The sequence below is a fragment of the Marinovum sp. PR37 genome (genome assembly GCF_028807375.1).
GTDB lineage: Bacteria > Pseudomonadota > Alphaproteobacteria > Rhodobacterales > Rhodobacteraceae > Marinovum > Marinovum algicola.
This window is the reverse complement of sequence record NZ_JARAML010000039.1, coordinates 1-21,397: the sequence shown is the minus strand read 5'-3', so window position 1 is coordinate 21,397 and position 21,397 is coordinate 1. Positions and strand designations below refer to the sequence as shown.

22 protein-coding genes are annotated in these 21,397 nt (G+C 64.6%); 13 read left to right on the top strand and 9 right to left on the bottom strand.

Annotated features, from left to right (window positions below):
• Positions 1-3 precede the first annotated feature (3 nt).
• The 3 genes from PVW49_RS22175 to PVW49_RS22165 all read left to right on the top strand — a co-directional run bounded on the left by PVW49_RS22175 (position 4) and on the right by PVW49_RS22165 (position 3,551).
• Positions 4-1,677 (top strand): SMP-30/gluconolactonase/LRE family protein, encoded by a 1,674-nt coding sequence (locus PVW49_RS22175; RefSeq protein ID WP_274591605.1) that lies wholly within the window; start codon positions 4-6, stop codon positions 1,675-1,677.
• The gene (locus PVW49_RS22170) at positions 1,674-2,417 is read left to right on the top strand and encodes an SDR family NAD(P)-dependent oxidoreductase (RefSeq protein WP_274591604.1); all 744 of its coding nucleotides are present in this window, start codon (positions 1,674-1,676) and stop codon (positions 2,415-2,417) included. The genes PVW49_RS22175 and PVW49_RS22170 overlap by 4 nt, the downstream gene beginning before the upstream one ends.
• Positions 2,418-2,606: 189 nt before the next feature.
• Positions 2,607-3,551 (top strand): formylglycine-generating enzyme family protein, encoded by a 945-nt coding sequence (locus tag PVW49_RS22165; protein ID WP_074839720.1) that lies wholly within the window; start codon positions 2,607-2,609, stop codon positions 3,549-3,551.
• A 48-nt stretch (positions 3,552-3,599) separates the two neighbouring features.
• On the opposite strand, the gene PVW49_RS22160 is transcribed toward PVW49_RS22165, so the two are convergent.
• The 6 genes from PVW49_RS22160 to PVW49_RS22135 form a co-directional block, all read right to left on the bottom strand.
• Positions 3,600-4,286, bottom strand: a complete 687-nt coding sequence (locus PVW49_RS22160; RefSeq protein ID WP_074839717.1) for a D-lyxose/D-mannose family sugar isomerase — start codon at positions 4,284-4,286, stop codon at positions 3,600-3,602.
• Entirely contained in the window at positions 4,283-5,563 is a 1,281-nt protein-coding gene (locus PVW49_RS22155; RefSeq protein ID WP_274591603.1) for an amylo-alpha-1,6-glucosidase, read from the bottom strand. The genes PVW49_RS22160 and PVW49_RS22155 overlap by 4 nt, the downstream gene beginning before the upstream one ends.
• A gap of 9 nt (positions 5,564-5,572) precedes the next feature.
• Positions 5,573-6,616, bottom strand: a complete 1,044-nt coding sequence (locus tag PVW49_RS22150; protein WP_274565910.1) for an ABC transporter ATP-binding protein — start codon at positions 6,614-6,616, stop codon at positions 5,573-5,575.
• 26 nt (positions 6,617-6,642) lie between these two features.
• Positions 6,643-7,488 (bottom strand): carbohydrate ABC transporter permease, encoded by an 846-nt coding sequence (locus PVW49_RS22145; protein WP_274591602.1) that lies wholly within the window; start codon positions 7,486-7,488, stop codon positions 6,643-6,645.
• Positions 7,485-8,330, bottom strand: a complete 846-nt coding sequence (locus tag PVW49_RS22140; RefSeq protein ID WP_048534266.1) for a carbohydrate ABC transporter permease — start codon at positions 8,328-8,330, stop codon at positions 7,485-7,487. Before PVW49_RS22140 ends, PVW49_RS22145 begins: the two co-directional genes overlap by 4 nt.
• Before the next feature lie 112 nt (positions 8,331-8,442).
• Entirely contained in the window at positions 8,443-9,711 is a 1,269-nt protein-coding gene (locus tag PVW49_RS22135; RefSeq protein ID WP_274591601.1) for an ABC transporter substrate-binding protein, read from the bottom strand.
• Positions 9,712-10,005: 294 nt separating this feature from the next.
• Here PVW49_RS22135 and PVW49_RS22130 point away from each other — a divergent pair, with 294 nt between their 5' ends.
• From PVW49_RS22130 to PVW49_RS22120, 3 genes are all read left to right on the top strand, one after another.
• Positions 10,006-11,046: a LacI family DNA-binding transcriptional regulator gene (locus PVW49_RS22130; RefSeq protein ID WP_274591600.1), complete on the top strand. Its 1,041-nt coding sequence runs from the start codon at positions 10,006-10,008 to the stop codon at positions 11,044-11,046.
• A gap of 115 nt (positions 11,047-11,161) precedes the next feature.
• Positions 11,162-12,166, top strand: a complete 1,005-nt coding sequence (locus PVW49_RS22125) for a zinc-binding alcohol dehydrogenase family protein (RefSeq protein ID WP_274591599.1) — start codon at positions 11,162-11,164, stop codon at positions 12,164-12,166.
• A gap of 127 nt (positions 12,167-12,293) precedes the next feature.
• Positions 12,294-13,100 carry an SDR family NAD(P)-dependent oxidoreductase gene (locus PVW49_RS22120; protein WP_274591598.1) on the top strand — a complete coding sequence of 269 codons (807 nt, stop codon included), beginning with the start codon at positions 12,294-12,296 and terminating at the stop codon, positions 13,098-13,100.
• Positions 13,101-13,119: 19 nt separating this feature from the next.
• Here the strand turns inward: PVW49_RS22120 and PVW49_RS22115 are convergent, their stop codons facing one another.
• Positions 13,120-13,641, bottom strand: coding sequence for a CBS domain-containing protein (locus tag PVW49_RS22115; RefSeq protein WP_274565913.1), 522 nt, complete (start codon positions 13,639-13,641; stop codon positions 13,120-13,122).
• Positions 13,642-13,727: 86 nt separating this feature from the next.
• Between PVW49_RS22115 and PVW49_RS22110 the strand changes: the two genes are divergently transcribed.
• Positions 13,728-13,907: a hypothetical protein gene (locus PVW49_RS22110; RefSeq protein WP_074839701.1), complete on the top strand. Its 180-nt coding sequence runs from the start codon at positions 13,728-13,730 to the stop codon at positions 13,905-13,907.
• An 8-nt stretch (positions 13,908-13,915) separates the two neighbouring features.
• Here PVW49_RS22110 and nqrM read toward each other — a convergent pair whose 3' ends face one another.
• Complete coding sequence (gene nqrM / locus PVW49_RS22105) at positions 13,916-14,164, bottom strand: (Na+)-NQR maturation NqrM (protein WP_074839698.1); 249 nt, start codon at positions 14,162-14,164, stop codon at positions 13,916-13,918.
• 9 nt (positions 14,165-14,173) lie between these two features.
• Complete coding sequence (locus tag PVW49_RS22100; protein ID WP_274591597.1) at positions 14,174-15,193, bottom strand: FAD:protein FMN transferase; 1,020 nt, start codon at positions 15,191-15,193, stop codon at positions 14,174-14,176.
• A gap of 165 nt (positions 15,194-15,358) precedes the next feature.
• Between PVW49_RS22100 and PVW49_RS22095 the strand changes: the two genes are divergently transcribed.
• From PVW49_RS22095 to nqrF, 6 genes are read left to right on the top strand one after another with little or no spacing between them, the layout of a single operon-like run.
• Positions 15,359-16,702, top strand: coding sequence for a Na(+)-translocating NADH-quinone reductase subunit A (locus PVW49_RS22095; RefSeq protein WP_074839693.1), 1,344 nt, complete (start codon positions 15,359-15,361; stop codon positions 16,700-16,702).
• 3 nt (positions 16,703-16,705) lie between these two features.
• On the top strand, positions 16,706-17,905 hold the full coding sequence (locus PVW49_RS22090; protein ID WP_074839691.1) for an NADH:ubiquinone reductase (Na(+)-transporting) subunit B: 1,200 nt from the start codon (positions 16,706-16,708) through the stop codon (positions 17,903-17,905).
• Between the two features lie 7 nt (positions 17,906-17,912).
• Positions 17,913-18,725 carry a Na(+)-translocating NADH-quinone reductase subunit C gene (locus PVW49_RS22085; protein ID WP_048534534.1) on the top strand — a complete coding sequence of 271 codons (813 nt, stop codon included), beginning with the start codon at positions 17,913-17,915 and terminating at the stop codon, positions 18,723-18,725.
• Positions 18,725-19,378, top strand: coding sequence for an NADH:ubiquinone reductase (Na(+)-transporting) subunit D (locus PVW49_RS22080; RefSeq protein ID WP_048534282.1), 654 nt, complete (start codon positions 18,725-18,727; stop codon positions 19,376-19,378). Before PVW49_RS22085 ends, PVW49_RS22080 begins: the two co-directional genes overlap by 1 nt.
• Positions 19,378-19,986: an NADH:ubiquinone reductase (Na(+)-transporting) subunit E gene (gene nqrE / locus PVW49_RS22075; protein WP_048534283.1), complete on the top strand. Its 609-nt coding sequence runs from the start codon at positions 19,378-19,380 to the stop codon at positions 19,984-19,986. Before PVW49_RS22080 ends, nqrE begins: the two co-directional genes overlap by 1 nt.
• Before the next feature lie 15 nt (positions 19,987-20,001).
• Positions 20,002-21,225, top strand: a complete 1,224-nt coding sequence (nqrF, locus tag PVW49_RS22070) for an NADH:ubiquinone reductase (Na(+)-transporting) subunit F (protein ID WP_074839686.1) — start codon at positions 20,002-20,004, stop codon at positions 21,223-21,225.
• Positions 21,226-21,397 lie beyond the last annotated feature (172 nt).

The following is a 21,397-nucleotide window of genomic DNA, read 5'->3' as shown; positions in this document are numbered from 1 at the left end:
CGCTTGAACAGGTTCGACGGCATTGCAGAGCGGTTTCCCGGCGCCGGCACGCTGGTCAAGGGAATCCAGATCATCGAGATCCTCGATCAGATCGGCCGGCCGGCCACCTCGGCCGAGCTTCTGGCCCAGACCGGCCTGCCCAAGGCCACGCTCTACCGGTTGATCGGGGCGCTCACCGCCTTTGGCTACATCCGCCATGATCCCCGGCTCAAGACCTATGCGCTGGGGCATCGGCTGATCGAGCTGGCGGGCAAGTCGATGGCGTCTTTCGATCTGCGCACCGCGGCCGAGACCGAGGTGCTGCGGCTGTCGAAAGAGCTGAACGAGACGGTGAGCCTGGCGGTGCTGGAAGGCGAGCGCACGATCTATGTCGACGTGCGCCGGCCCTCCAACCCGCTGGCCATCGGTGTCGAGATCGGCCGCGAGCTGCCGGCGCTGGAAAGCGCCTCGGGCCATGCCATCCTCTCGGCGCAGCCGCCGCACCGGGTCAACGGCATCATCGGCGCGCTGCCGGCAGAGGAGCAATCCGCCCTGCTGGCCGATTTCGCCATCGCCCGCGCGCGCGGCTATTCGATCGCCAATTCGCGCACCCTTGAAGGCGTGGTGGTGATCGCCGTGCCGGTCAACGGCCCGCCCGGCATGGGCCATGGCGCCATCGTCGTCACCGCGCTGGCCAGCCGGTTGAGTTATGAACGCCGCCACGTGATCGGACGCGACCTGATGGAAGCCGCGCGCCGGGTCATGGGCAATATCGGGAGCGCTCCTGTGAGCATCACCGCCAATCCGCGCCGCACCGCCCATGTCGAGGAAGGGCTCGAATGCCTCGCCGCAACCGGGGCCATCGTCGGCGAAGGCCCGGTCTGGGACGCCCGCGAAGGGGTGTTGCACTGGGTCGATGTCGCCGCGCCCGCCTTTCACGTCTACGATCCCAGACGCGGCGAAAACCGCATGTCGCAGGCGCCTTACATCGTGTCGGCAGTTCTGCCGGCCGAGGACGGCGGCATGCTGGCGCTCACCCAGAACGGTCTCGAACGCTATGATCCGGTGACCCAGGCGCTCGAGACGATCCACAACCCCGAGGCGCATCTGCCCTCGAACCGCTTTAACGATGCCAAGACCGATCCGCAGGGCCGGGTCTGGAGCGGCTCGATGAGCCTCGACGCCTCGATGCCCTCGGGATCGCTCTACCGTTTCGACCGGCCGGGCGAGGCGCGGGCGGTCGACGGCGGCTTTCAGGTGTCGAACGGTCTCGACTGGAGCCCGGACGGCCGCACCTTCTATTTTACCGATACCGCGCTCGGCATCGTCTTTGCCTATGATTACGAGGCCGCCGGCGGCACCCTGTCGAACCGGCGCAGCTTTCTCACCTTCGATCCGGCCGAGGGCAAGCCCGACGGGCTCTGCACCGACAGCGAGGGCAATCTCTGGATCGCCATCTGGGATGGCTGGCGGGTGGCCTGCTACGGCCCCGACGGCAGGCTCAAACGCGAGATCGACATGCCGGTGCCGCGCCCGACAAGCTGCTGTTTCGGCGGCGACGACATGAAACGGCTGTTCATCACCAGTGCCTCGATCCGCCTGCCGGCCAGCGTGCTGGACGAGGCGCCCCTGTCCGGCGCGCTGTTTGCCATCGATGTGGATGTGCCGGGCAAGCCGGCCACGGAGGCCCGGGCATGAGCGCCACCCATGCGGAATTTGCCGGCCGCCATGTGATGGTCACCGGTGCGGCGGCGGGCATCGGCCGGGCGACGGCGCTGGCCTTTGCCGCCCAGGGCGCGCGGGTGACGGCTGTCGATCTCAACGCCGAGGGGCTGGCCGAGACGGCGGCTGCGGCCGAGGCGATCACCCCCGCCACCTGCGATCTGACCGACAGCGCGGCGCTGAATGCGCTCTGCGCCGAGGCAGAGGCGCGGCACGGCGCGATCCGGGTGCTGGTCAACAATGCCGGTGTCGACCGGCGGATCGCCTTTGCCGAGCAGACCGAAGCGGATTGGCGCTGGATGCTGGCTGCCAACCTCGACCATCACGCCCTTCTGGCGGCGCAAGTTGCGCCGGGTATGGCGGCGGCGGGCGGCGGGGCCATCGTCAACCTTTCGTCCACCGCCTGGATGAAGCTGGCCGGCAATCTGACCGCCTATCACACCGCCAAGGCCGGGATTTTCGGACTGACCCGCGGCCTGGCGCGCGATCTCGGCGGCCAGGGCATCCGCGCCAATGCCATCGCCCCGGGCCGCGTGGTGACCGAGCGGGTGGCGGGACAGGTGAGCGCCGATTGGGTGGCCGAGACACACGCGCTGCAATGTCTCCCCGAGCTGATCCAACCGTCGGACATCGCCGATTGCGTCCTGTGGCTGGCCTCGGACGCCGCGCGGATGATCACCGGGCAATGTATTGTCGTCGATGGCGGCGTGGTCTGACCGGCGCGGGCCGCTGATCGGTGGCCCTTTCCGGGCCGGATCACCCGCCTTATGCTGCCTGTGCCCGGCAATCGCCATGGAACTTGGCGCAAGTTTGCGGCAGAAAGGCGCGCAGGAGGGTTTCTTGACCATGCCAGTGTTTCGTTCCGTGCCACCGATCCCCGCGCCCTGCCGTCCGGGGGGCCGGTGATGTCCGATACCATTGCCAAGAGCTGCTGCGCCCCCGCCCGAAGCGGCGACAGCGCCAGACCGCAAGCCCAAGACCCCATGGCGCGCGAGAGCGATCCGCCCGAACGGGTGCAGATCCCCGGCGGCCGCGGGCTGATCGGGACCGACCGGCCGGAATTGCCGATCGATGGCGAAGCGCCGCTTCGCCAGACCCGGATCAAGCCCTTCGCGATGGACGCGACCACCGTCACCAACGCCCGGTTCCGCCGTTTCATCGCGGCGACAGGCTATGTCACCGACGCCGAGCGGCTGGGCAATTCCTTTGTCTTCGCCAATCTGCTGCCGCCGGATTTCCCGCCGACCCAGGCGGTTGCGGCAGTGCCCTGGTGGCGGGTGGTCGATGGTGCCTCCTGGGCCGAGCCGCTGGGGCCGGGCTCGGGCGGGGCCTGTCTCGACGAATATCCGGTGGTGCATGTGAGCTGGAACGACGCCCAGGTCTTTGCCCGCTGGGCCGAGGGGCGGCTGCCGACCGAGGCGGAATACGAACATGCGGCGCGCGGCGGGCAAGGTGATGTGCGCTTTCCCTGGGGCGACGCAGAGCCGAACGACAGCGATCACTTTCCCTGCAATATCTGGCAGGGTCAGTTCCCCCGGCACGATCTCGGGCTCGACGGGCACCGGGGCGCCGCGCCGGCGCGCTCTTTTGCACCCAATGCCTATGGGCTTTATCATATGGTGGGCAATATCTGGCAGTACACCGCCCAGCCCTTCAAGGTGAAATCACTGAAGAAATCGGTGCAGCGGGCCCATGCCGACAAGGTCGGCTACAAGCTGGCCAAGGGCGGGTCATTCCTTTGCCACGCCAGCTATTGCTACCGTTACCGGATCGCCGCCCGCACCGGCTCCACCCCCGACAGCACCACGTCGCACCAGGGGTTTCGCCTGGTCTATGACGTCAAGGGCTGAAGGGGCGATCGCGGGCCACCACCGCGCGGCGGTGGCCCGGCGCAGGTCTCAGGCCAGCCAGGACCTGTAGTCGCTGACCAGCAGATGCGTGGGATCGGTGTCTTCCTCGATTTCGGCGAAGCGGCCGATCGGCTCGCGGAAGATATTGTCGGTCTCGTCGTCGTTCACCGTCGACACCTCGCCAATCAGCACATCGCCGCCCTCACCCCAGAAGGCATGCCAGTCGCCGGGCATCAGGGTGACGCTCTCGCCCGGGGCGAATTTCAACTTTTCGCCGGGGGCAAAGTCGCGGCGGATGCCGTCACACCAGACGGTGCCGCCCTTGTCCTCGGAGAAATTGCCCTGATCGTCAGAGCCGTAGAGCTCGATCACCATGGTGGCGCCGCCGCGATTGATGATGTCCTCGGCCTTGATCACATGGGTGTGCATCGGCGAAAGCTGATCCTGCCGCGAAATCAGCAGCTTTTCCGCGTAACACATGCCGCCGCCCCGTTGCAGATCGGCCAGCCGGCCATTGCGCAGGGTAAAGAGAAACAGCCCCATCTCGTCGAACCGGCCATCACCGTAATCGGTGATGTCCCAGCCACAGCGTGCCTCGATCACCGCGCGGGCGTCGTCCTTGCGGGATTTGAATTCGTCGGGTGTCCAATAGGCAAAGGGGGGCAGGGCAAAGCCATGGCTGCGGATCATATCGTCCGCCTGTGCCATGATGTCGTTGATGCGGGATCGTTTCATGCGGCAACCTCGAAGGTGTGAAGAATCTCGATGATCATTGCAGCGGTCCAGGTGAAATGCGCGCCGCCGCAAGGTTCGGCTGTAACGGGGTCGTGATATTCCGCAAATCCGCTGGTTTCAATCAGTCGCAGGCAATCACCCATGATCCGGTCGATGATTTCGCGTTCTCCGGCGCGTTGCAGCCCGTCGGCGACCATGAAATTGACGATCAGCCAGACCGGACCGCGCCAGTACCGCAGCCCGTCGAATTCGGGCGCGCGGGGGTCATGGCTGGGGATCAGGTAGTTGCAGACCTCGCCCAACTCTTCGATCCGCCGCACCAGTGCCGTGATGCGGTGTTTCGGGATCGGGGCAAAGGCCGCCAGGACGCCGCCGATCGAGGCGCTGGGGATCAGCTTGCCTTCGGCCCGGTCGTAACACAGGTACTGGCCCAGTTCGTCGCTCCACAGGCTTTCCATCGCCGCGACGCCCTTGTCGGCCATGGCACGGGATTCTTTGGCGATCTCCTCCATCCCCAGACGCGCGGCGAGATCGGCCACATCCTCGCAGGCGCGGATCAGGATGGCGTTGAAGCCCGGATCGACCACCTTGAAGGGTGAGGCATCGTGCAGCTTGGTGTTGTCCCAGCCGAGGCTTTTGAACTTCTGCACCAGCCAGATGTAGCGCTTGTACTGGCCGTCGGTCGGCCGGTGCGCCGGGTTGGCGTGGGCGGTGTCGCGCCGGGTGAATTCGCCGACGCCGTCGATCGGCACCCGGTCAAAGGCATCATCCCAGTCGACGGAATTGTCGCGGCCGGATTCCCAGGGATGCAGCAGCGCGACCAGCCCGGTGCCCTCTGGGTCGCGGCAGCGGTAGAACCATTGGTGCCAGACGTGGATCTTGGGCAGCAGCGCGCGCGCCTGTCTGCCGGCCAGCGCGCTGTCGCGGGCCCGGTCATGGATGCGGCGCACGGCAAAGCCCGCAACCGGCGGCTGGGTAATGCCGGTGGTCGGCACGGCGCGGCCGGTGCCCCAGACCTCGGGGCCGGGAAAATAGCCGTCGTCGGGTGCGTGAAAGATGATATGCGGCACCATCCCGTCATCCCATTGATGATCGAGCAGGGTTTCGATCTCGGTCCAGGCGCGCGGCTCGTCGTAATGGGCAAAGCCCAGCGCGCTGAGTGCCGAATCCCAATTCCACTGGAACGGATAGAGCCCGTGGGTCGGCACCGTATAGGCGCCACGGTCATTGTCGCTCAGGACTTGCCGGGCGTGCCGGATCATTTCGTCATGGTTCATTGGTCTGCCTCACGCCACGGCCAGGGTTGTTTCGGGATCGAACCAGCGCACCCGGTCCGTTTGCGGGGCCAGCGTCAGCATATCGCCGCGCTTGACCTCCATGTCGCTGTCGAGCACCGCGCGGAACAACGTGGCGTTGACCTCGCAGGTCACCAGGAGATGCGCGCCCAGCGGTTCGACGATCTTCACCTTTGCCTCAAGCCCGTCGCCGGCCGGCTGCATGTCTTCCGGGCGGATGGCGAATTGCAGCGGCGACTTGCCATAGCGCGGCCCGTCGATCACGTTGCCAGCCACACTCCATTTGCCGTCGCCCGCCGCCTCGGCGCGCAGGAAGTTCATCGGCGGGTTGCCGATGAAACTGGCGACGAATTCGGCCGCCGGGTTGCGATAGACCTCGATCGGCGAGGCGGCCTGCACGATCTCGCCCTGGTGCATGACGCTGATGCGGTCGGCCATCGACATGGCTTCGACCTGATCATGGGTCACATAGACAGCGGTGGTCTTGCTCTCTGCCAGCACGCCTTTCAGTTCGGCCCGCATCTCCATCCGCAAGAGCGCGTCGAGGTTCGAAAGCGGTTCGTCCATCAGGATCACATCGGGCTCCATTGCCAGCGCCCGGGCCACGGCAACCCGCTGGCGCTGGCCGCCGGAAAGCTCGCCGGAATAGCGTTTGAGCAGCATCTCGATATGCATCAGCGAGGCCACCCGTTCGACCCGGCGCCTGACCTCGTCATCGGGCAGCTTCTGCATCCGCAGGCCAAAGCCGATGTTCTCGAACACCGTCAGATGCGGAAAGACGGCGTAGTTCTGAAACACCATGGCGATGCCGCGATCCTTGGGAGCGAGGTGGTCGACCCGGCGCCCGCCGATCCAGACTTCGCCCTCGGTCGCGGTTTCCAGCCCGCAGATGATCCTGAGCAGCGTGGTCTTGCCGCAGCCCGAGGCGCCGAGCAGGACCATGAATTCCTGGTCGGCAATGGTCAGGTTGATGTCGTGCAGCGCCTGATAGGCACCGAATTTCTTGGCGACGTTCTTGATCTGAATTTCAGCCATTTCTCTGGTTCCTTTCATGAACCGCCTCAGCGGTTGGCGATGCCCCACATGGCGAAGAGGTATTTGCGCACCGCGAAGATAAAGATCAGCGCGGGCACGACGAGGATGAAGCCGCCGGCGAACTTCAGGTGCAGCGGCGAGGTGTCGAGGTTTTGCAGCAGAAAGGCGGTCAGCGTCCGGTTCTCGATGGTCAGCACGGCGGCCGCGAAGACCTCGTTCCAGGAGATCACGAAGGCAAAGATCGCCGACGCCGTGATGCCAGGCAGGATCAGCGGCAGAACCACCTTGGTAAAGGCGGTGAGCCTTGTGCAGCCCAGCGTCCAGGCGGCCTCTTCCAGTTCGAGCGGGATGCCCGAGAACAGTGAGAAGGTGATCAGCACCGCAAAGGGGATGGCCAGCGTGGTGTGCACCAGCGCGAGGCCGAAGGTGGTGTCGTCAAGCCCGGTCTGGATGAACATCACCGCCAGCGGCAGCGCCAGCAGCGGCAGCGGAAAGGCGCGGGTGAGCAGGATCAGCAGGCGGAACAGCTCCTTGCCGCGGAAATCGAAGCGCGACAGGGCATAGCCCGCCGGCGCGCCGATCAGGATCGACATGATCATCGTCATCCCCGCCGTTAGCACCGAGTTCTTGAGCGACGTCAGCATCCCTGCGAACTGCGCGAAAAAGGCCAGCGAGCCGAAGTCGAACTCGGGGAAGAGCGGCTTGGGAAAGCTGTTGACGGTATCCGGCGAGGACAGGGTGTTCACCAGCAGGAAGTAGATCGGCACCAGCACCCAGGCGCAGAGAAGGACCACGCCGGAGATGTAGAGGAAGCGGCCGGCGCTGCGGGTTGAGGGCGCGGCGGGGGCTTCGGCAACGGTTGCATCGGTCATATCGTTGCTCCTTTCGGGACGCGCAGGGCGCGCAGGATGACAAGCGTCGCGGCGATCGAGATGGCGAGGATGACCAGCGCCATGGCCGCCGCGGCGCCGCTGTTGAGAAGGTCGAATTGATAGGCATAGGTCTCGCCCATCAGCACCGGGAAGAGCGTGCCGCCAAGCGCGGCCACCACGGCAAAGACCTCGAAGGCCATGATTACTCGCAGCACCAGCGCGGTCTGCAAGCTGGGCCGCAGCATCGGCAGGGTGATGCGGACGAAACGTTTCCAGGGGCTGGCGCCAAAGACTTCGGCCGCCTCGTAATATTCCTTGGGGATCAGGCCGATGCCGGCGACTAGGATCACCAGCATGATCGCCGTCGCGCGCCAGATCTCGGCCAGGGCGATGGCCACGAAGACCAGCCCGGGGTTCTGGAAGGTCAGCAGGTTGGCCGGTTTGTCGACGATACCCATGCCGTGCATCATCGAATTGAGAAAGCCCGACTGCTCGAAGATCGCCAGCCAGATCAGCCCCGCCGCCAGATCCGAGATGCCCAGCGGAATGGTCCAGACATAGAGCACGAGGTCGCGGCCCTTTTCCATCCGGGTCACCATGGTGGCCATCAGCAGCGACAGCGCCAGCTGGATCGGCACCACGGCGGCGGCCAGCAGCAGCGTGTTTTTCAGCGAGATCGGGAATTTCCAGTAGCTGACCACCTCGCGAAAGTTGTCGAGGGTAAAGCCGGCGCCGGTGGTGAAGGCCTGTTTCGCGACCAGCACGAAGGGGTAGAGGAAGAACAGGCACAGAAACAGCGTCACCGGCAGGATCAGCATATAAGGCAATAGTCGAGCGTTCATGGAATCGCTCCTTGTTCCGGCGCGTCGCGCGCGCTCTGGGTGGGATCTGGGGGCAAGGGGGATGTCCGGGCCCGAAGGCCCGGACGGGGAGGGGCGCTTTGACCCCGGCGGATCATTCCACCGGGCAGGCGCCGTCCGAGGGGGCGTCCGGGGCCCAGCAGGGCGCGCCGGTTTCGTTCATGATGGCCTCGAGCCGGCCTTTCTGATCTTGCAGCACCGCTTCGATCGGCTGACCGGCCAGCACGATTCGTTCGAAGCTGTCGACAAAGACCCGGTTGAAATCGCCGCCCTTGTCGCCGAGCCCGGCGGGCAGAAGCCCCGGGTTGGCATCGGCCGAGCCCGACATCTTGGCCACGGCGTCACCGGCGGCCTTGACCGAAGGCGGCAGATCATCGGGCAGGTCGACATCGACCACCGGGAAGAAATTGGTCGCCTTGAGCGTGGCGATCTGGGTCTCCGGCTGCATCAGATAGTCGATCAGCGCCTTGGCCGTGTCTTTGTCAGGCGCGGTTTCCGGGATGGCGATGCCGGCCAGGACCGGCATGAAGCCACGGCCCTCGGGGCCGGCCGGCGCCGGGAAAGCGACAAAATCGTCGGGCCGCTCGTTGAAGGCATTGGCCAGGCGCGAGGTGTGGTCGAACACGATCCAGGCGTCACCCGACAAAAGCTGCTCTTGCATGAAGGAGAAATTGGTCGAGCCGGGGTTGGTGTGGGCCCAGAGCTCCTTGAACTTTTCCCAGGCGGTCACCGCCTTGTCCGAGGCGAAGGTACGAACCACGCCATCGGTGTAGGAGGGATAGAGATACCCCTGAAAGAAGCGGTGTTTCAGACCCTTGGGGCCGGCCGGAAAGCCGAACTTGGGTTCGCCCTCGGCCGCGTGCACATTGGCCGCCCAGGCGATCAGCTGGTCGTAGGTCAGCGCATCGATGTCGGCGCCTTCGGGCAGGTATTGCAGCGCCTCGCGGTTGGCCGCCATGATATAGCTGGCCTGCATCCAGGGCATGTACTGCATGCTGTCGGTGCCAAGCTTGGCCAGGCTGTTGAACGTGTCGGAAGCGGACATCGTGCCGGTGTCACCCAGATCGACCAGCGTGCCGGGATCCATCGCCGAGAAATCGCCGTGCAGCGCGCCCAGCAGACCGATGGTGCCGGTGCCGGACTGGATTTCCGCGCTCAGCCGGGTCAGCCAGGGGCCGGCGTCGTTGGGTTGATAATCGACGGCATCTTCGAAGCCGGCAAGCACCTGTTCGCGCATGGCCTGCGCTTCTTCGACCGGCTTGGCCTGGGTCGACCAGAACAGGATTTCGGCCTGGGCCACGCCCGCCGACAGGGCCAGCGCGATACCGGACACGGCGCCGGCGAGTTTGAAGTGAAGTGACATAAGTTCCTCCCGAATTGAAACACGGACGCAAAGCCTCTCGGCCTGCCCCGCCCGGTCACAGCCTGCCCGGGCCTCCTGACCCTGTGACAGCCTGCCGTCGCGCTGTTGGCGGGATCATGCGGCGCACGACTCGCCTTGGCGATGGCAGTACCATGATGTAACGATATATCACCTGTCAAATCCTTTTTTCGCGCCGCTTTCGCCTAAATCGGCGGTTCTGTTGAATATGCTTGATCTTTTCGCGCGGCTGCTTTCTATATTTCGGCTAATCGTTATATCTTCGATGTGAGGAGCATGGCCGGAAAACCCACCCTGAGGAGTGTCGCGCAGGAAGCCGGGGTCTCGATTCCCACGGTCAGCCAGGTCATGCGCGGCACCGGCCGCATTTCCGAACAGACCCGCGAAAAGGTGCTCGAGGCGGCGCGCAAGCTGCACTATGTGCCCGACAGCCGGGCGGCGGCGATGCGGTCTGGCGAGAACCGGGAAATCGGGTTTGTCATCAACCAGTTCGCCAACCCGTTCAACGCCGAGGTCGTGTCTGGCGCGGTCGATCTGCTCGATGGCGAAGGCTACCTGGTGTCGATCCTCGACACCCGCGACGATGCCGCCCGACAGAGCCGCCAGCTCGAGGCGTTCATCCGCAACGGGCGCGGCGGGCTGATGTGGGTGCCGGCGCTCGACACCCCGGAAGAGACCGTCGCGCTGCTCAGGGCGCAGGGCATTCCGACGGTGACGTTCCTGCGGCCGGCCGGCGATGATTTCGACCATGTCGGCGTGCGCAATGCGGTTGCCACCGATGCTGCGACTCGTCACCTCGTCGATCTCGGCCACCGGCATATCGCCTATCTCGGCGGGACCGGGATGACCGCGGTGCGCCGCCGCCGCATCGCCGGCTATGAGCGGGCCCTGGCGGCGCAGGATCTCGGACCGGCGATCGTCTGGCCATCGGTCGACACCAAGCGCGCCGGGATGGAGGCGATGCTGGAGCTTTACCGGACACATCCGAAGGTGACGGCGGTGGTCTGCAACGGCGACATGGTGGCGCTTGGCGCCTGTCTCGGGCTGGTCAAGGCCGGGTTGCAGCCCGGCAAGGACGTCTCGGTCATCGGCTTCGACGACATCGAGGATGCCAGCGTGGCGACGCCGCCGCTTACCACCATGGCGGTTTCGCCGCAAAAGCTGGGGCGCAAGCTGGCGCAGGTGCTGCTCAACCGCATCCGCGAGCCGGAAATGCCGGTGAGCCTCTCGGAGGTTTTTGCCGAACTGGTGATTCGCGAAACCACCGGGCCGGCGCCCCAGCCCTCCGATGCGGCGTCCTCGACCCGGGCACGCTGAACACACCTGCGATTATCCTGCGAATCGGAATAATGAAATCCGAAATCTCCGATTTATTCGGATATGCGCCAAGGTTACCTCTGGTCGCAACACAGCGCTTGGATTGGAGCAAGAGATGAAAGCGATTGGCTACGAGACGGCAGGACCGGTGGATGCGCCCGATGCGCTCCGGGCATTTGACGCACCCCGGCCCGAGATCGGGCCGCAGGATCTCCTCGTCGATGTGCGCGGCGTGTCGGTCAACCCGGTCGACGTCAAACTGCGCCAGAATGCGCAGCCCGAGGGTGGGCCGCGGGTGCTGGGCTTTGACGCGGCGGGGGTGGTTGTCGAGGCCGGCGCCGAGGTCAGCGATTTCATCATCGGCGACGAGGTGTTTTATGCGGGTGACGTCACCCGCGCCGGCAGCAACGCCGAGCTTCAGGCGGTCGATGCGCGGCTTGTCGGGCGCAAACCCACGCGGCTCGATTTCACCGAGGCCGCCGGCCTTCCGCTGACCACGATCACCGCCTGGGAAATGCTGTTCGATTCCTTCCGTCTGACGGAAGGCGGTGGCGTGGGCCAGAGCCTTCTGGTGATCGGCGGGGCCGGCGGCGTCGGCTCGATCTTGATCCAGCTTTCCAAGACGCTCACCGGCCTGACGGTGATCGCCACCGCGTCGCGCGAGGAAACCCGGGATTGGGTGCGCGACATGGGCGCCGATCACGTGGTCGATCACCGTGGCAACCTGGTCGAACAGGTCGCGGCGCTCGGTCAGGCGCCGGCCTATGTCGCGGCGCTCACCGCCACCGATCAGCACTGGCCCGCCATCCTCGAGCTGATCGCGCCGCGTGGGCAGATCGCGCTGATCGACGATCCCGCCGCGCTTGATATCAAGCCCGCCAAGCCCAAGGCGCTCAGCATTCACTGGGAATTCATGTTTTCCCGCCCGATGTTCGCGACCGAGGACATTGCCGCGCAGCGCGACCTGCTGAACCGCGTGTCGCAGATGATCGACACCGGCACGCTGCGTTCGACCGTCACCGAACGCGCCGGGGCCCTGAGCGTCGAGACGCTGCGCGCCGCCCATGCCCGCCAGGAAAGCGGCAAGGTGATCGGCAAGCAGGTGCTTTCGGGGTTCTGATCCGAAATTGCCGTGGCACCGGGCCGGTTGCGCACTATCTGCACCGGCCTGGCGCCCCCGCGCCTTTGACCACGCCGACCGCTTTGTCACCAAAGCACCTTTGCGACCCCGAATTGCGAGACCTGTCATGACCAAGACCATCCTGATCACCGGCGCCACAGACGGCCTCGGACATGCCACTGCCACCCATCTGGCGAAACAAGGCCATGCCCTTCTGCTGCATGGGCGCAACGTCAAGAAACTTGCCATCACCGCCGAAGAGTTGCGTGCCCTGCCGGGTGTCGGGGTGATCGGAACGGTGCGAGGCGATCTCTCGGACCTCGACGATGTGGCAAAAATGGCCGAGGGGCTGCTGGCCGAGCAGGGCGGGATCGACGTGCTGATCAACAATGCCGGCGTTCTCAAGGCAGACCCGGCCACCACCGCCCGCGGCGAGGATCTCCGCTTTGTCGTCAACACCTTCGCACCCGCGCTGCTGAGCCGGCTGCTGCTGCCGGCGATCCCGGCGGAGGGGCGGCTGGTGCATCTGTCCTCGGCCGCCCAGGCGCCGGTGGACCTGGCGGCCATGGCCGGCGAGCGTCCGCTCGAGGCGATGGAGGCCTATGCCCAGAGCAAGCTGGCGCTGACCATGTGGAGCGCGGCACTGGCCCGGGAACTGGGGCCGGACGGGCCGGTCACGGTTGCGGTCAACCCCGGCTCGCTGCTGGCGACCAAGATGGTCAAACAGGGTTTTGGCGTCGCCGGCAATGATATCGGCATCGGCGCGGACATTCTGAGCCGGGCCGCGCTCTCGGCGGATTTTGCGGAGGCTTCGGGCCTCTATTTCGACAATGACAGCGGGCGGTTCGCGGCGCCGCATTCCGCAGCGGCGGACAAGACGAAGGCCGCGGCAGTGGTCGCGGCCATCGAAAAGCGTATCGCGGAATACCTCTGACGCGGGCCGTCGGCGTCACCTAGCCGACGATCAGCTGCTTGAGCTGCAAGGCTTCGTATTCCAGCGCCGTCAGGCGATAGTTCACCACGTCGCCGATCGAGATCAGGCCGACAAGCTGGCCCTCCTGCATCACCGGCATGTGGCGGAAGCGGCCATCGGTCATCCGGCGCAGCACCGTAACCAGGGATTCGTTGGGCGTGGTGGTCTTGACCTCGGTTGACATCAGGTCGGCGACCTTCTGCGGCAGGGTATGGCCGGGCGTGTCGGCCAGCCGGCGCACCACGTCCCGCTCGGACAGGATGCCCACCAGCTCGCCTTGGGGATTTTTGACCATCAGCGCGCCGATCTTCTTGTCGCGCAGCACTTCGACGGCATGGCCGACGGTATCCTCGGGCGCGATCCAGAACATGTCGTCGCTCTTGCTTTCCAGCACATGCGCCACGGTGGCCTGCGCGGCCGACATGTTGGTCTGGATCGACTGGCTCGACGTCTTTTCGTGCGTTGCCGAGTCGCGGGTCTTGGGCTGGTACGACGCCACCATGGTGTATTCTCCCTGTTTCACACTATACGCTATAGGAATTCGTGCCTGTGTAAATGGGTTCCAACACACGCAGAGAGGAGCCTCGCTTGCCTGATGTCACGCTCACCCCCGTCACCGCGACGGCGCTCTTTGTCGTCGCCTGCCTCGCCGGCATGCGCTACCGGAATATCTGGAAGGCGGAAGGGCCCCGCAGCCGGCTCTGGCTTTACGGGGTGATCGCCGCGGTGGCGCTTCTGGTGCTGGGATTCGTGCCGATGCGTGGCTGATCCGGGGGTCAGCCCGCCGGCCGTTCCTCGGCCTGCATCTGATCGAGCATCTTGCGTGCGCGCGGGCATTGCAGCCGTTCGCGCAGGGGGCTGTCGGGGTCGATGTCCTTCTTGCAGACCAGGCATTGATCCGCGTCGGAAATCGCATTCAACCCGCCGCAGCTGCCCTTGATCGTGCGGCCGTTCAGGATGACGCCAAGCGCCATCCCCAACATGACCAGCAAGAGCAGTCCGAATGCGAGCAGAAAGGTCGACATGGCGTCCTCTTAGGCGGTGGCCGTCGCAAAGCGCTTGGAGGCGGTGGTGACAAAGCCGTCGGCGCCGCGATCGATGAACAGCGCGGCGATGCCTTCGCGTTCGGCGATCTCCAGCCCGCGTTCGCGGCCCAGCACCAGCAGGGCGGTGGCCCAGGCGTCGGCCAGCATGGCGGTGTCGGTCAGCACGGTGACCGAGGCGGTGTCATGGGTCACCGGCCGGCCGGAGGTGGCGTCGATGATATGCGAGAAGCGCTGGCCATCGACGTCGAAATAATTGCGGTAATCGCCCGAGGTCGCCATGCCCATGCCGGAGAGGCCGACAACCTGGCTGATGCCGCGGTCATAGGCCTGCGGCGTCTCGATGCCGATCTGCCAGGGCTGGCCGTCGGGGTTGCGGCCGGAAGCATAGAGATCGCCGCCGATCTCGACCATGTAATCGGTGATGCCGAATCCGGCCATTGCCTTGGCCACCTGGTCGACGCCAAAGCCCTTGCCGATCGACGAAAGGTAGACCTCGGCGCCCGGGGTGAGCTTGGTGAGCTGGCTACCTTGCAGGTCGACCGAACGCGCCTGGCCGCAGCAGGCCATGGCTTCGGCAATCTCGGATTCGGCGGGCATGTCGCGACGGGACTGGCCGGCGCCGAAGCCCCAGAGATCGATCAGCGCGCCGACGGTCACGTCGAAGCCGCCTTCGCTGGCGGCATGGACGTCCTGTGCCGCCTGCATCACCTGCGCCAGCTCTGGCGAGACATTCAGGCTTTCGCCCTGTGCCGCTGCATTGAAGCGCGAGATCTCGGAGCCGGCGTCCCAGTTCGACATCTGCACGTTGACCCGGTCCAGAGCGGCATCGACGGCGGTCTGAAGTTCGGCCTGGTCGACATTGCGGCTGTGATCGACGGCGATGATGGAATAGCCGGTGCCCATGGTCAGCCCGGTCAGCTCCAGCACCGACCAGCCTTTCTTGCACGCCATGAGAAACAGCGGCATCGCAAAGACGCTACGGCGGGTAAGAAGAAGAGGGTCTGACATGGGACGGCTCCGCTGGCTGCAATCTGGTCCGGTGATCGTTTGATGAGCTTCTGTGACAGATCGAGACTGGGTTCAACTGGGAATCGCGAAAACGCGCCTAAACCGGCTTTAAAACCCAGCCGCAGTGTCGCATAAGGCGGCGGGACAGAAGACAGGACGAAAGACGTGCAGCAATTTCCGTTGAAAAAAGGTCTGGACGTGCCGGTGTTGGGCGCACCGGACATGACGATCCATGACGCCGCCCCCGTCCGAACCGCAGCAATTCTTGGCCAGGATTACATCGGCCTGAAGCCTCGACTCGCGGTTCAGGAAGGCGATGTTATCGCCGCTGGCGCGCCGATTCTGGCGCATAAGGATACGCCTCGAGTGCTGGTCACGGCACCAGTTTCGGGCCGAATCAAGGCAATCAACCGCGGTGCGCGACGGGTCCTGGTCAGCGTCGAGATCGAGGTCGATCACGCGGCTGCCGAACCGGTGGATTTCTCGCAGGTGGGCGATGTCAGCACCCCCGAAGGTGTGACAGAACGTCTCTGCGCGGCCGGGCTCTGGCCGGCGTTCCGCACCCGTCCCTATTCCAAGGTGCCCGATCCCGACAGCAAACCGGCGGCGATCTATGTCACCGCGATGGACAGCGAGCCGTTGTCGCCCGATGCCGCCGTCATCATCAACGACGACGCCGAGGCCTTTGCCCGCGGCCTGGCCGCCGTGGCGCTGCTGACCGAGGGCAATACCTATCTCTGCCAGGAGATCGGCGCCGAGATTCCCGGGGCCGATGTGGCGGGCGTGACCCCGGCGGGCTTCTCGGGCCCGCACCCCGCCGGTCTGGCCGGGACGCACATGCATTTCCTCGAGCCGCCCCGCGAGGACAAGATGGTCTGGACCATCGGCTATCACGACGTGATCGCCATCGGCCGCCTTTTGCGCGACGGCCGCATCAGCGCCGACCGCATTGTCGCGCTGACCGGCCCGATGTGCCGCAATCCGCGTCTGGTGCGCACGATCGATGGCGCTTCGATGCTCGAGCTCTGCGAGGCGGATTTGCAGACCGACACCCCGGTTCGGGTGATTTCCGGTTCGATCCTCAGCGGACGCGCCGGCGCCGGGCCGACCGCCTATCTCGGCCGCTATGCCCGCCAGGTCACCCTGATCGAGGAAGACCGCGAGCAGATCCCGCTGGGCTGGATTCGCCCGATGCCGTCGAAATACGCCTTTCAGCCGGTGCTGGGATCGGCGCTGAGCAAGAAACTCTACAACCTGACCTCCAACCTCAACGGCGGTCGCCGCGCCATGGTGCCGATCGGCACCTTTGAACAGCTGATGCCGCAGGATTTCCTGCCGACGCAACTGTTGCGCGCGCTGCTGGTGATGGACACCGACAGCGCCCAGGCGCTTGGCGTTCTGGAACTGGATGAGGAAGACGTCGCGCTCTGCGGCTTTGCCTGCCCCGCCAAGTATGAATATGGCATCGCGCTTCGCGACAGCCTCACCAAGATCGAGAAGGAAGGGTAGGCCATGGGTCTTCGCGCATTCTTCGACCGGATAGAGCCGAGCTTCGTCAAGGGCGGCAAGTACGAAAAGTACTTCCCGCTCTACGAGATGGTCGAGAGCTTTATCTATACCCCGCGCACGGTGACCACCGTCGCCCCGCATGCCCGCTCCTACATCGACATGAAGCGGATCATGACCTATGTGGTTCTGGCGACGATCCCGACGTTGCTCTTCGGGCTCTACAACACCGGCTTGCAGACCAACATGGCGATCGCCGAATTCGGCCCTTCGGGCTGGCGCGCGGCGATCATCGAGACGCTGGGCATCGGCTTCAACTTCAACAACCCGCTGGCCAACATGGCCCACGGGCTGCTGTATTTCCTGCCGATCTATATCGTCACCCTGGTCGCGGGCGGCATCTTCGAGGTGATCTTTGCGGTGGTCCGCAAGCATGAGGTCAATGAGGGCTTTCTTGTCACCTCGATGCTCTACACCCTGATCCTGCCGGCTTCGACGCCGCTCTGGCAGGTGGCGCTCGGCATCATCTTTGGTGTGGTGATCGGCAAGGAGGTCTTTGGCGGAACCGGCAAGAACTTCCTCAACCCGGCGCTGGTCGGCCGCGCCTTTCTCTATTTCGCCTATCCCGCCTATATGTCCGGTGACAGCATCTGGACCCCGGTCGACGGCTTTTCCGGCGCCACCGCGCTGGCGATTTCGGCCGCCGACGGCCATCAGGTCCTGCCCGAGAACGGCATTACCTGGATGGATGCCTTTGTCGGTACGATCCAGGGCTCTTTCGGCGAGACCTCGACGCTGATGATTTTGGTCGGGCTGGGCTTTCTGCTGTTCACCAAGATCGCGAACTGGCGGCTGATCGTCGGCTGTCTGGGGGGCATGATCGCCTTTTCGACCCTGCTGAACGTGATCGGTTCCGACACCAACCCGTTGTTTGCCATGCCCTGGCACTGGCATCTGGTGGTGGGCGGCTATGCCTTCGGCCTGGTCTTCATGGTGACCGAGCCGGTCTCGGCCAGCCACACTAACCTGGGTCGCTACATCTACGGCGCGCTCATCGGCTTCATGGTGGTGATGATCCGGGTGATCAATCCGGCCTTCCCCGAAGGCATGATGCTTGCCATCCTGTTCGGCAACGTCTTTGCGCCGCTGATCGATTATTTCGTCATCCAGGCCAATATCAAACGGAGGGCAAAGCGCCATGCCTGAGGACAACATGCCTGACGAAAACGGGCGCAAGGGCCCGATCCGCCGCTTTCTCGATGCGCCGCCCGACAGCGTGGGCAAGACGGTCTTTGTCGCCGTGGCGCTCTGTCTGGTCGCCTCGATGGTGGTTTCGGCCGCCGCCGTGGCCCTGCGCCCGGTGCAGGAAGCCAACCGCCTGGTCGACAAGCGGGTCAACATCCTTCAGGTCGCCGGCGTCTATGACGAGACCGTGCCGGTGAACGAGGCTTTCGCAGCCTTCGAGCCGCATGTGCTCGAGCTCGACAGCGGCACCTATGCCGATCAGTTCGACATCGAGACCTTCGACGACCTGGCCGCCGCCGACGACCCGGCGATCGTGCGCGCGCTGGACGAAGACCCGGCCGGTCTGGGCGGCCAGATGGACGCCTTTCGGATGATCTATCTGCTGCGTGACGAGGCCGGGGCGCTCGACAAGGTGATCCTGCCGATCGAAGGCTATGGTCTGTGGTCGACGCTCTACGGCTTCATCGCGCTGGAAGAGAACGGCAACGACATCTATGGCCTGCAATTCTATCAGCACGGCGAAACCCCCGGCCTGGGTGCCGAGGTGGACAACCCGCGCTGGAAAGCGCTGTGGAACGGCAAGAAGCTCTTTGCCGAGGATGGCGACCTGGCGATCACCGTCGCCAAGGCCCCGCCGCCCGAGGGCGCGGAACATTTCGTGGATGCACTGGCCGGGGCGACGCTGACCTCGGTGGGCGTGGACAACCTGGTGCGTTTCTGGATGGGCGAGGCCGGTTACGGCACCTTCCTTGAACGGCTGAAAGCAGGAGAGGTTGGCTGATGGCACAGACCTATCGTTCGCAACTCGTCGACCCGCTGGTCGACAACAACCCGATCACCCTTCAGGTGCTGGGCATCTGCTCGGCGCTGGCGGTGACCTCTTCGATGCAGGTGGCCTTCGTGATGTCGCTGGCGGTGATCGCGGTGACGGGCTTCTCGTCGCTGTTCATCTCGATGCTGCGCAACCAGATCCCCAATTCGATTCGGATCATCGTGCAGATGGTGATCATCGCCTCGCTGGTGATCCTCGTCGATCAGGTGCTCAAGGCCTATGCCTACGAGATCTCCAAGACGCTGTCGGTCTTTGTCGGCCTGATCATCACCAACTGCATCGTCATGGGCCGGGCCGAGGCCTTTGCGATGAAGAACCCGCCGGTGGCGAGCTTCATCGACGGTGTCGGCAACGGCCTGGGCTACGGGCTGCTGCTGATGGTGGTGTCCTTCTTCCGCGAACTGTTTGGCTCGGGCTCGCTGTTCGGCGTCACCATCCTCGAGACGGTGAACAATGGCGGCTGGTATGTGCCCAACGGCCTTCTGCTGCTGCCGCCCTCGGCGTTTTTCGTGATCGGTCTGCTGATCTGGGCGGTCCGCACCTGGAAACCGGGGCAGGTCGAAGAGCGGGAATACCGCATTCAAGCGGTGGAGGCACACTGATGGAAGGTCTCGTATCTCTCGCGGTCAAGGCGATCTTTGTCGAGAACCTGGCCCTGGCATTCTTTCTCGGCATGTGCACCTTTCTCGCCGTGTCGAAAAAGATCTCGACGGCCATCGGCCTCGGCATCTCGGTCATGGTGGTGCAGTCGATCACCGTGCCGGCCAACAATCTGATCCTGACCTATCTGCTCGCCCCCGGCGCGCTGGCCTGGGCCGGCTTCCCCGACATCGACCTGACCTTCCTCGGGCTGATCTCCTATATCGGCGTCATCGCGGCGCTCGTGCAGATCCTCGAGATGGTGCTCGATAAGTACTTCCCGCCGCTCTACAACGCGCTCGGGGTCTTCCTGCCGCTGATCACGGTGAACTGCGCCATCCTCGGCGGCTCGCTCTTCATGGTCGAACGCAGCTACGATTTCCCCGAAGCGCTGACCTATGGCGCCTCGTCGGGCTTCGGCTGGGCGCTGGCCATCACCGCCATGGCGGGGGTGCGCGAAAAGCTCAAGTATTCCGATATTCCCGACGGACTTCAGGGCCTCGGCATCACATTCATCTCTGCCGGACTGATGGCCATGGCCTTCATGTCCTTCAGCGGCGTCAAACTGTAAGGAGAGGCCCGGACCATGGAAACCTTCGGACTTGGCGTCCTTCTCTTTACCCTGATCGTCACCGCGCTGGTGATGATCATCATGGCGGCGCGGTCAAAGCTCGTCAGCTCGGGCGACGTCAACATCACCATCAACGGCGAAAAGACCATTTCGGTGCCGGCCGGGGGCAAGCTGCTCCAGACTCTGGCGGCGGAAAAACTCTTTGTCCCGTCGGCCTGCGGCGGCGGCGGCACCTGTGCGCAATGCCGGGTCCGCATCCACTCCGGCGGCGGCTCGATCCTGCCGACCGAGGAATCGCATATCACCAAGCGCGAGGCATCCTGCGGTGACCGCCTGTCCTGCCAGGTAGCGGTCAAGCAGGACATGGAAATCGAGGTTCCGGAAGAGGTCTTCGGCGTGAAGAAATGGGAATGCACCGTGCGTTCCAACGAAAACGTCGCCACCTTCATCAAGAACCTGGTGCTGGAACTGCCCGAGGGCGAGGACGTGAACTTCCGCGCCGGCGGCTACATCCAGATCGAAGCCCCGGCGCACAAGCTGTCCTACAAGGAATTCGACGTCGAGGAAGAATATCGGCCGGATTGGGACAAGTTCGATCTCTGGCAGTATGACTCCCACGTCGAAGAGCCGATCGAACGGGCCTATTCCATGGCCAATTACCCCGACGAAAAGGGGCTGATCATGCTCAACGTCCGGGTGGCCTCGCCGCCGCCGGGCTCCGAGGGCATTCCGCCGGGCCAGATGTCGTCTTACATCTTCAACCTGAAACCCGGTGACAAGGTCACCATCTCCGGTCCCTTCGGCGAGTTCTTTGCCCGTGATACCCAGAAAGAGATGGTCTTCATCGGCGGCGGTGCCGGCATGGCACCGATGCGCAGCCATATCTTCGACCAGCTCAAGCGCCTCGAGAACCGCGACCGCAAGATCACCTTCTGGTATGGGGCCCGCTCCAAGCGCGAGATGTTCTTCGTCGAGGATTTCGACCAGTTGGCCGAGGAATTTTCCAACTTCGAATGGCATGTCGCGCTGTCGGATGCGCTGCCCGAGGACGACTGGAAGGGCTACACCGGCTTCATCCACAACGTGCTTTACGAGGAATACCTCAAGGATCACCCGGCGCCGGAAGACTGCGAATACTACATGTGCGGTCCGCCGATCATGAACCAGTCGGTGATCAACATGCTCCTCGATCTGGGCGTCGACCGCGAAGACATCATGCTCGACGATTTCGGCGGCTGAGCGCTGGCGCGGCCCCATGGGGCGGGCCGTCCCGGCCCAGCATACCGACAGAAAAGCGAAAAGCCGCGGGCATCCCCCGCGGCTTTTTACTGTCTCGTCCGGGTGCCTCGTTTGGGGCCCCGGCGACCCCTCGGCTCATGATTTTGCGAGTTTTTTGAGGGTAATTTTGAAT

Coding starts and splice junctions, on each gene's coding strand:
- PVW49_RS22170 (WP_274591604.1), top strand. CDS start 1,674: ATGAGCGCCACCCATGCGGAATTTGCCGGCCGCCATGTGATGGTCACC.
- PVW49_RS22165 (WP_074839720.1), top strand. CDS start 2,607: ATGTCCGATACCATTGCCAAGAGCTGCTGCGCCCCCGCCCGAAGCGGC.
- PVW49_RS22160 (WP_074839717.1), bottom strand. CDS start 4,286: ATGAAACGATCCCGCATCAACGACATCATGGCACAGGCGGACGATATG.
- PVW49_RS22155 (WP_274591603.1), bottom strand. CDS start 5,563: ATGAACCATGACGAAATGATCCGGCACGCCCGGCAAGTCCTGAGCGAC.
- PVW49_RS22150 (WP_274565910.1), bottom strand. CDS start 6,616: ATGGCTGAAATTCAGATCAAGAACGTCGCCAAGAAATTCGGTGCCTAT.
- PVW49_RS22145 (WP_274591602.1), bottom strand. CDS start 7,488: ATGACCGATGCAACCGTTGCCGAAGCCCCCGCCGCGCCCTCAACCCGC.
- PVW49_RS22140 (WP_048534266.1), bottom strand. CDS start 8,330: ATGAACGCTCGACTATTGCCTTATATGCTGATCCTGCCGGTGACGCTG.
- PVW49_RS22135 (WP_274591601.1), bottom strand. CDS start 9,711: ATGTCACTTCACTTCAAACTCGCCGGCGCCGTGTCCGGTATCGCGCTG.
- PVW49_RS22130 (WP_274591600.1), top strand. CDS start 10,006: ATGGCCGGAAAACCCACCCTGAGGAGTGTCGCGCAGGAAGCCGGGGTC.
- PVW49_RS22125 (WP_274591599.1), top strand. CDS start 11,162: ATGAAAGCGATTGGCTACGAGACGGCAGGACCGGTGGATGCGCCCGAT.
- PVW49_RS22120 (WP_274591598.1), top strand. CDS start 12,294: ATGACCAAGACCATCCTGATCACCGGCGCCACAGACGGCCTCGGACAT.
- PVW49_RS22115 (WP_274565913.1), bottom strand. CDS start 13,641: ATGGTGGCGTCGTACCAGCCCAAGACCCGCGACTCGGCAACGCACGAA.
- nqrM (WP_074839698.1), bottom strand. CDS start 14,164: ATGTCGACCTTTCTGCTCGCATTCGGACTGCTCTTGCTGGTCATGTTG.
- PVW49_RS22100 (WP_274591597.1), bottom strand. CDS start 15,193: ATGTCAGACCCTCTTCTTCTTACCCGCCGTAGCGTCTTTGCGATGCCG.
- PVW49_RS22090 (WP_074839691.1), top strand. CDS start 16,706: ATGGGTCTTCGCGCATTCTTCGACCGGATAGAGCCGAGCTTCGTCAAG.
- PVW49_RS22085 (WP_048534534.1), top strand. CDS start 17,913: ATGCCTGACGAAAACGGGCGCAAGGGCCCGATCCGCCGCTTTCTCGAT.
- PVW49_RS22080 (WP_048534282.1), top strand. CDS start 18,725: ATGGCACAGACCTATCGTTCGCAACTCGTCGACCCGCTGGTCGACAAC.
- nqrE (WP_048534283.1), top strand. CDS start 19,378: ATGGAAGGTCTCGTATCTCTCGCGGTCAAGGCGATCTTTGTCGAGAAC.
- nqrF (WP_074839686.1), top strand. CDS start 20,002: ATGGAAACCTTCGGACTTGGCGTCCTTCTCTTTACCCTGATCGTCACC.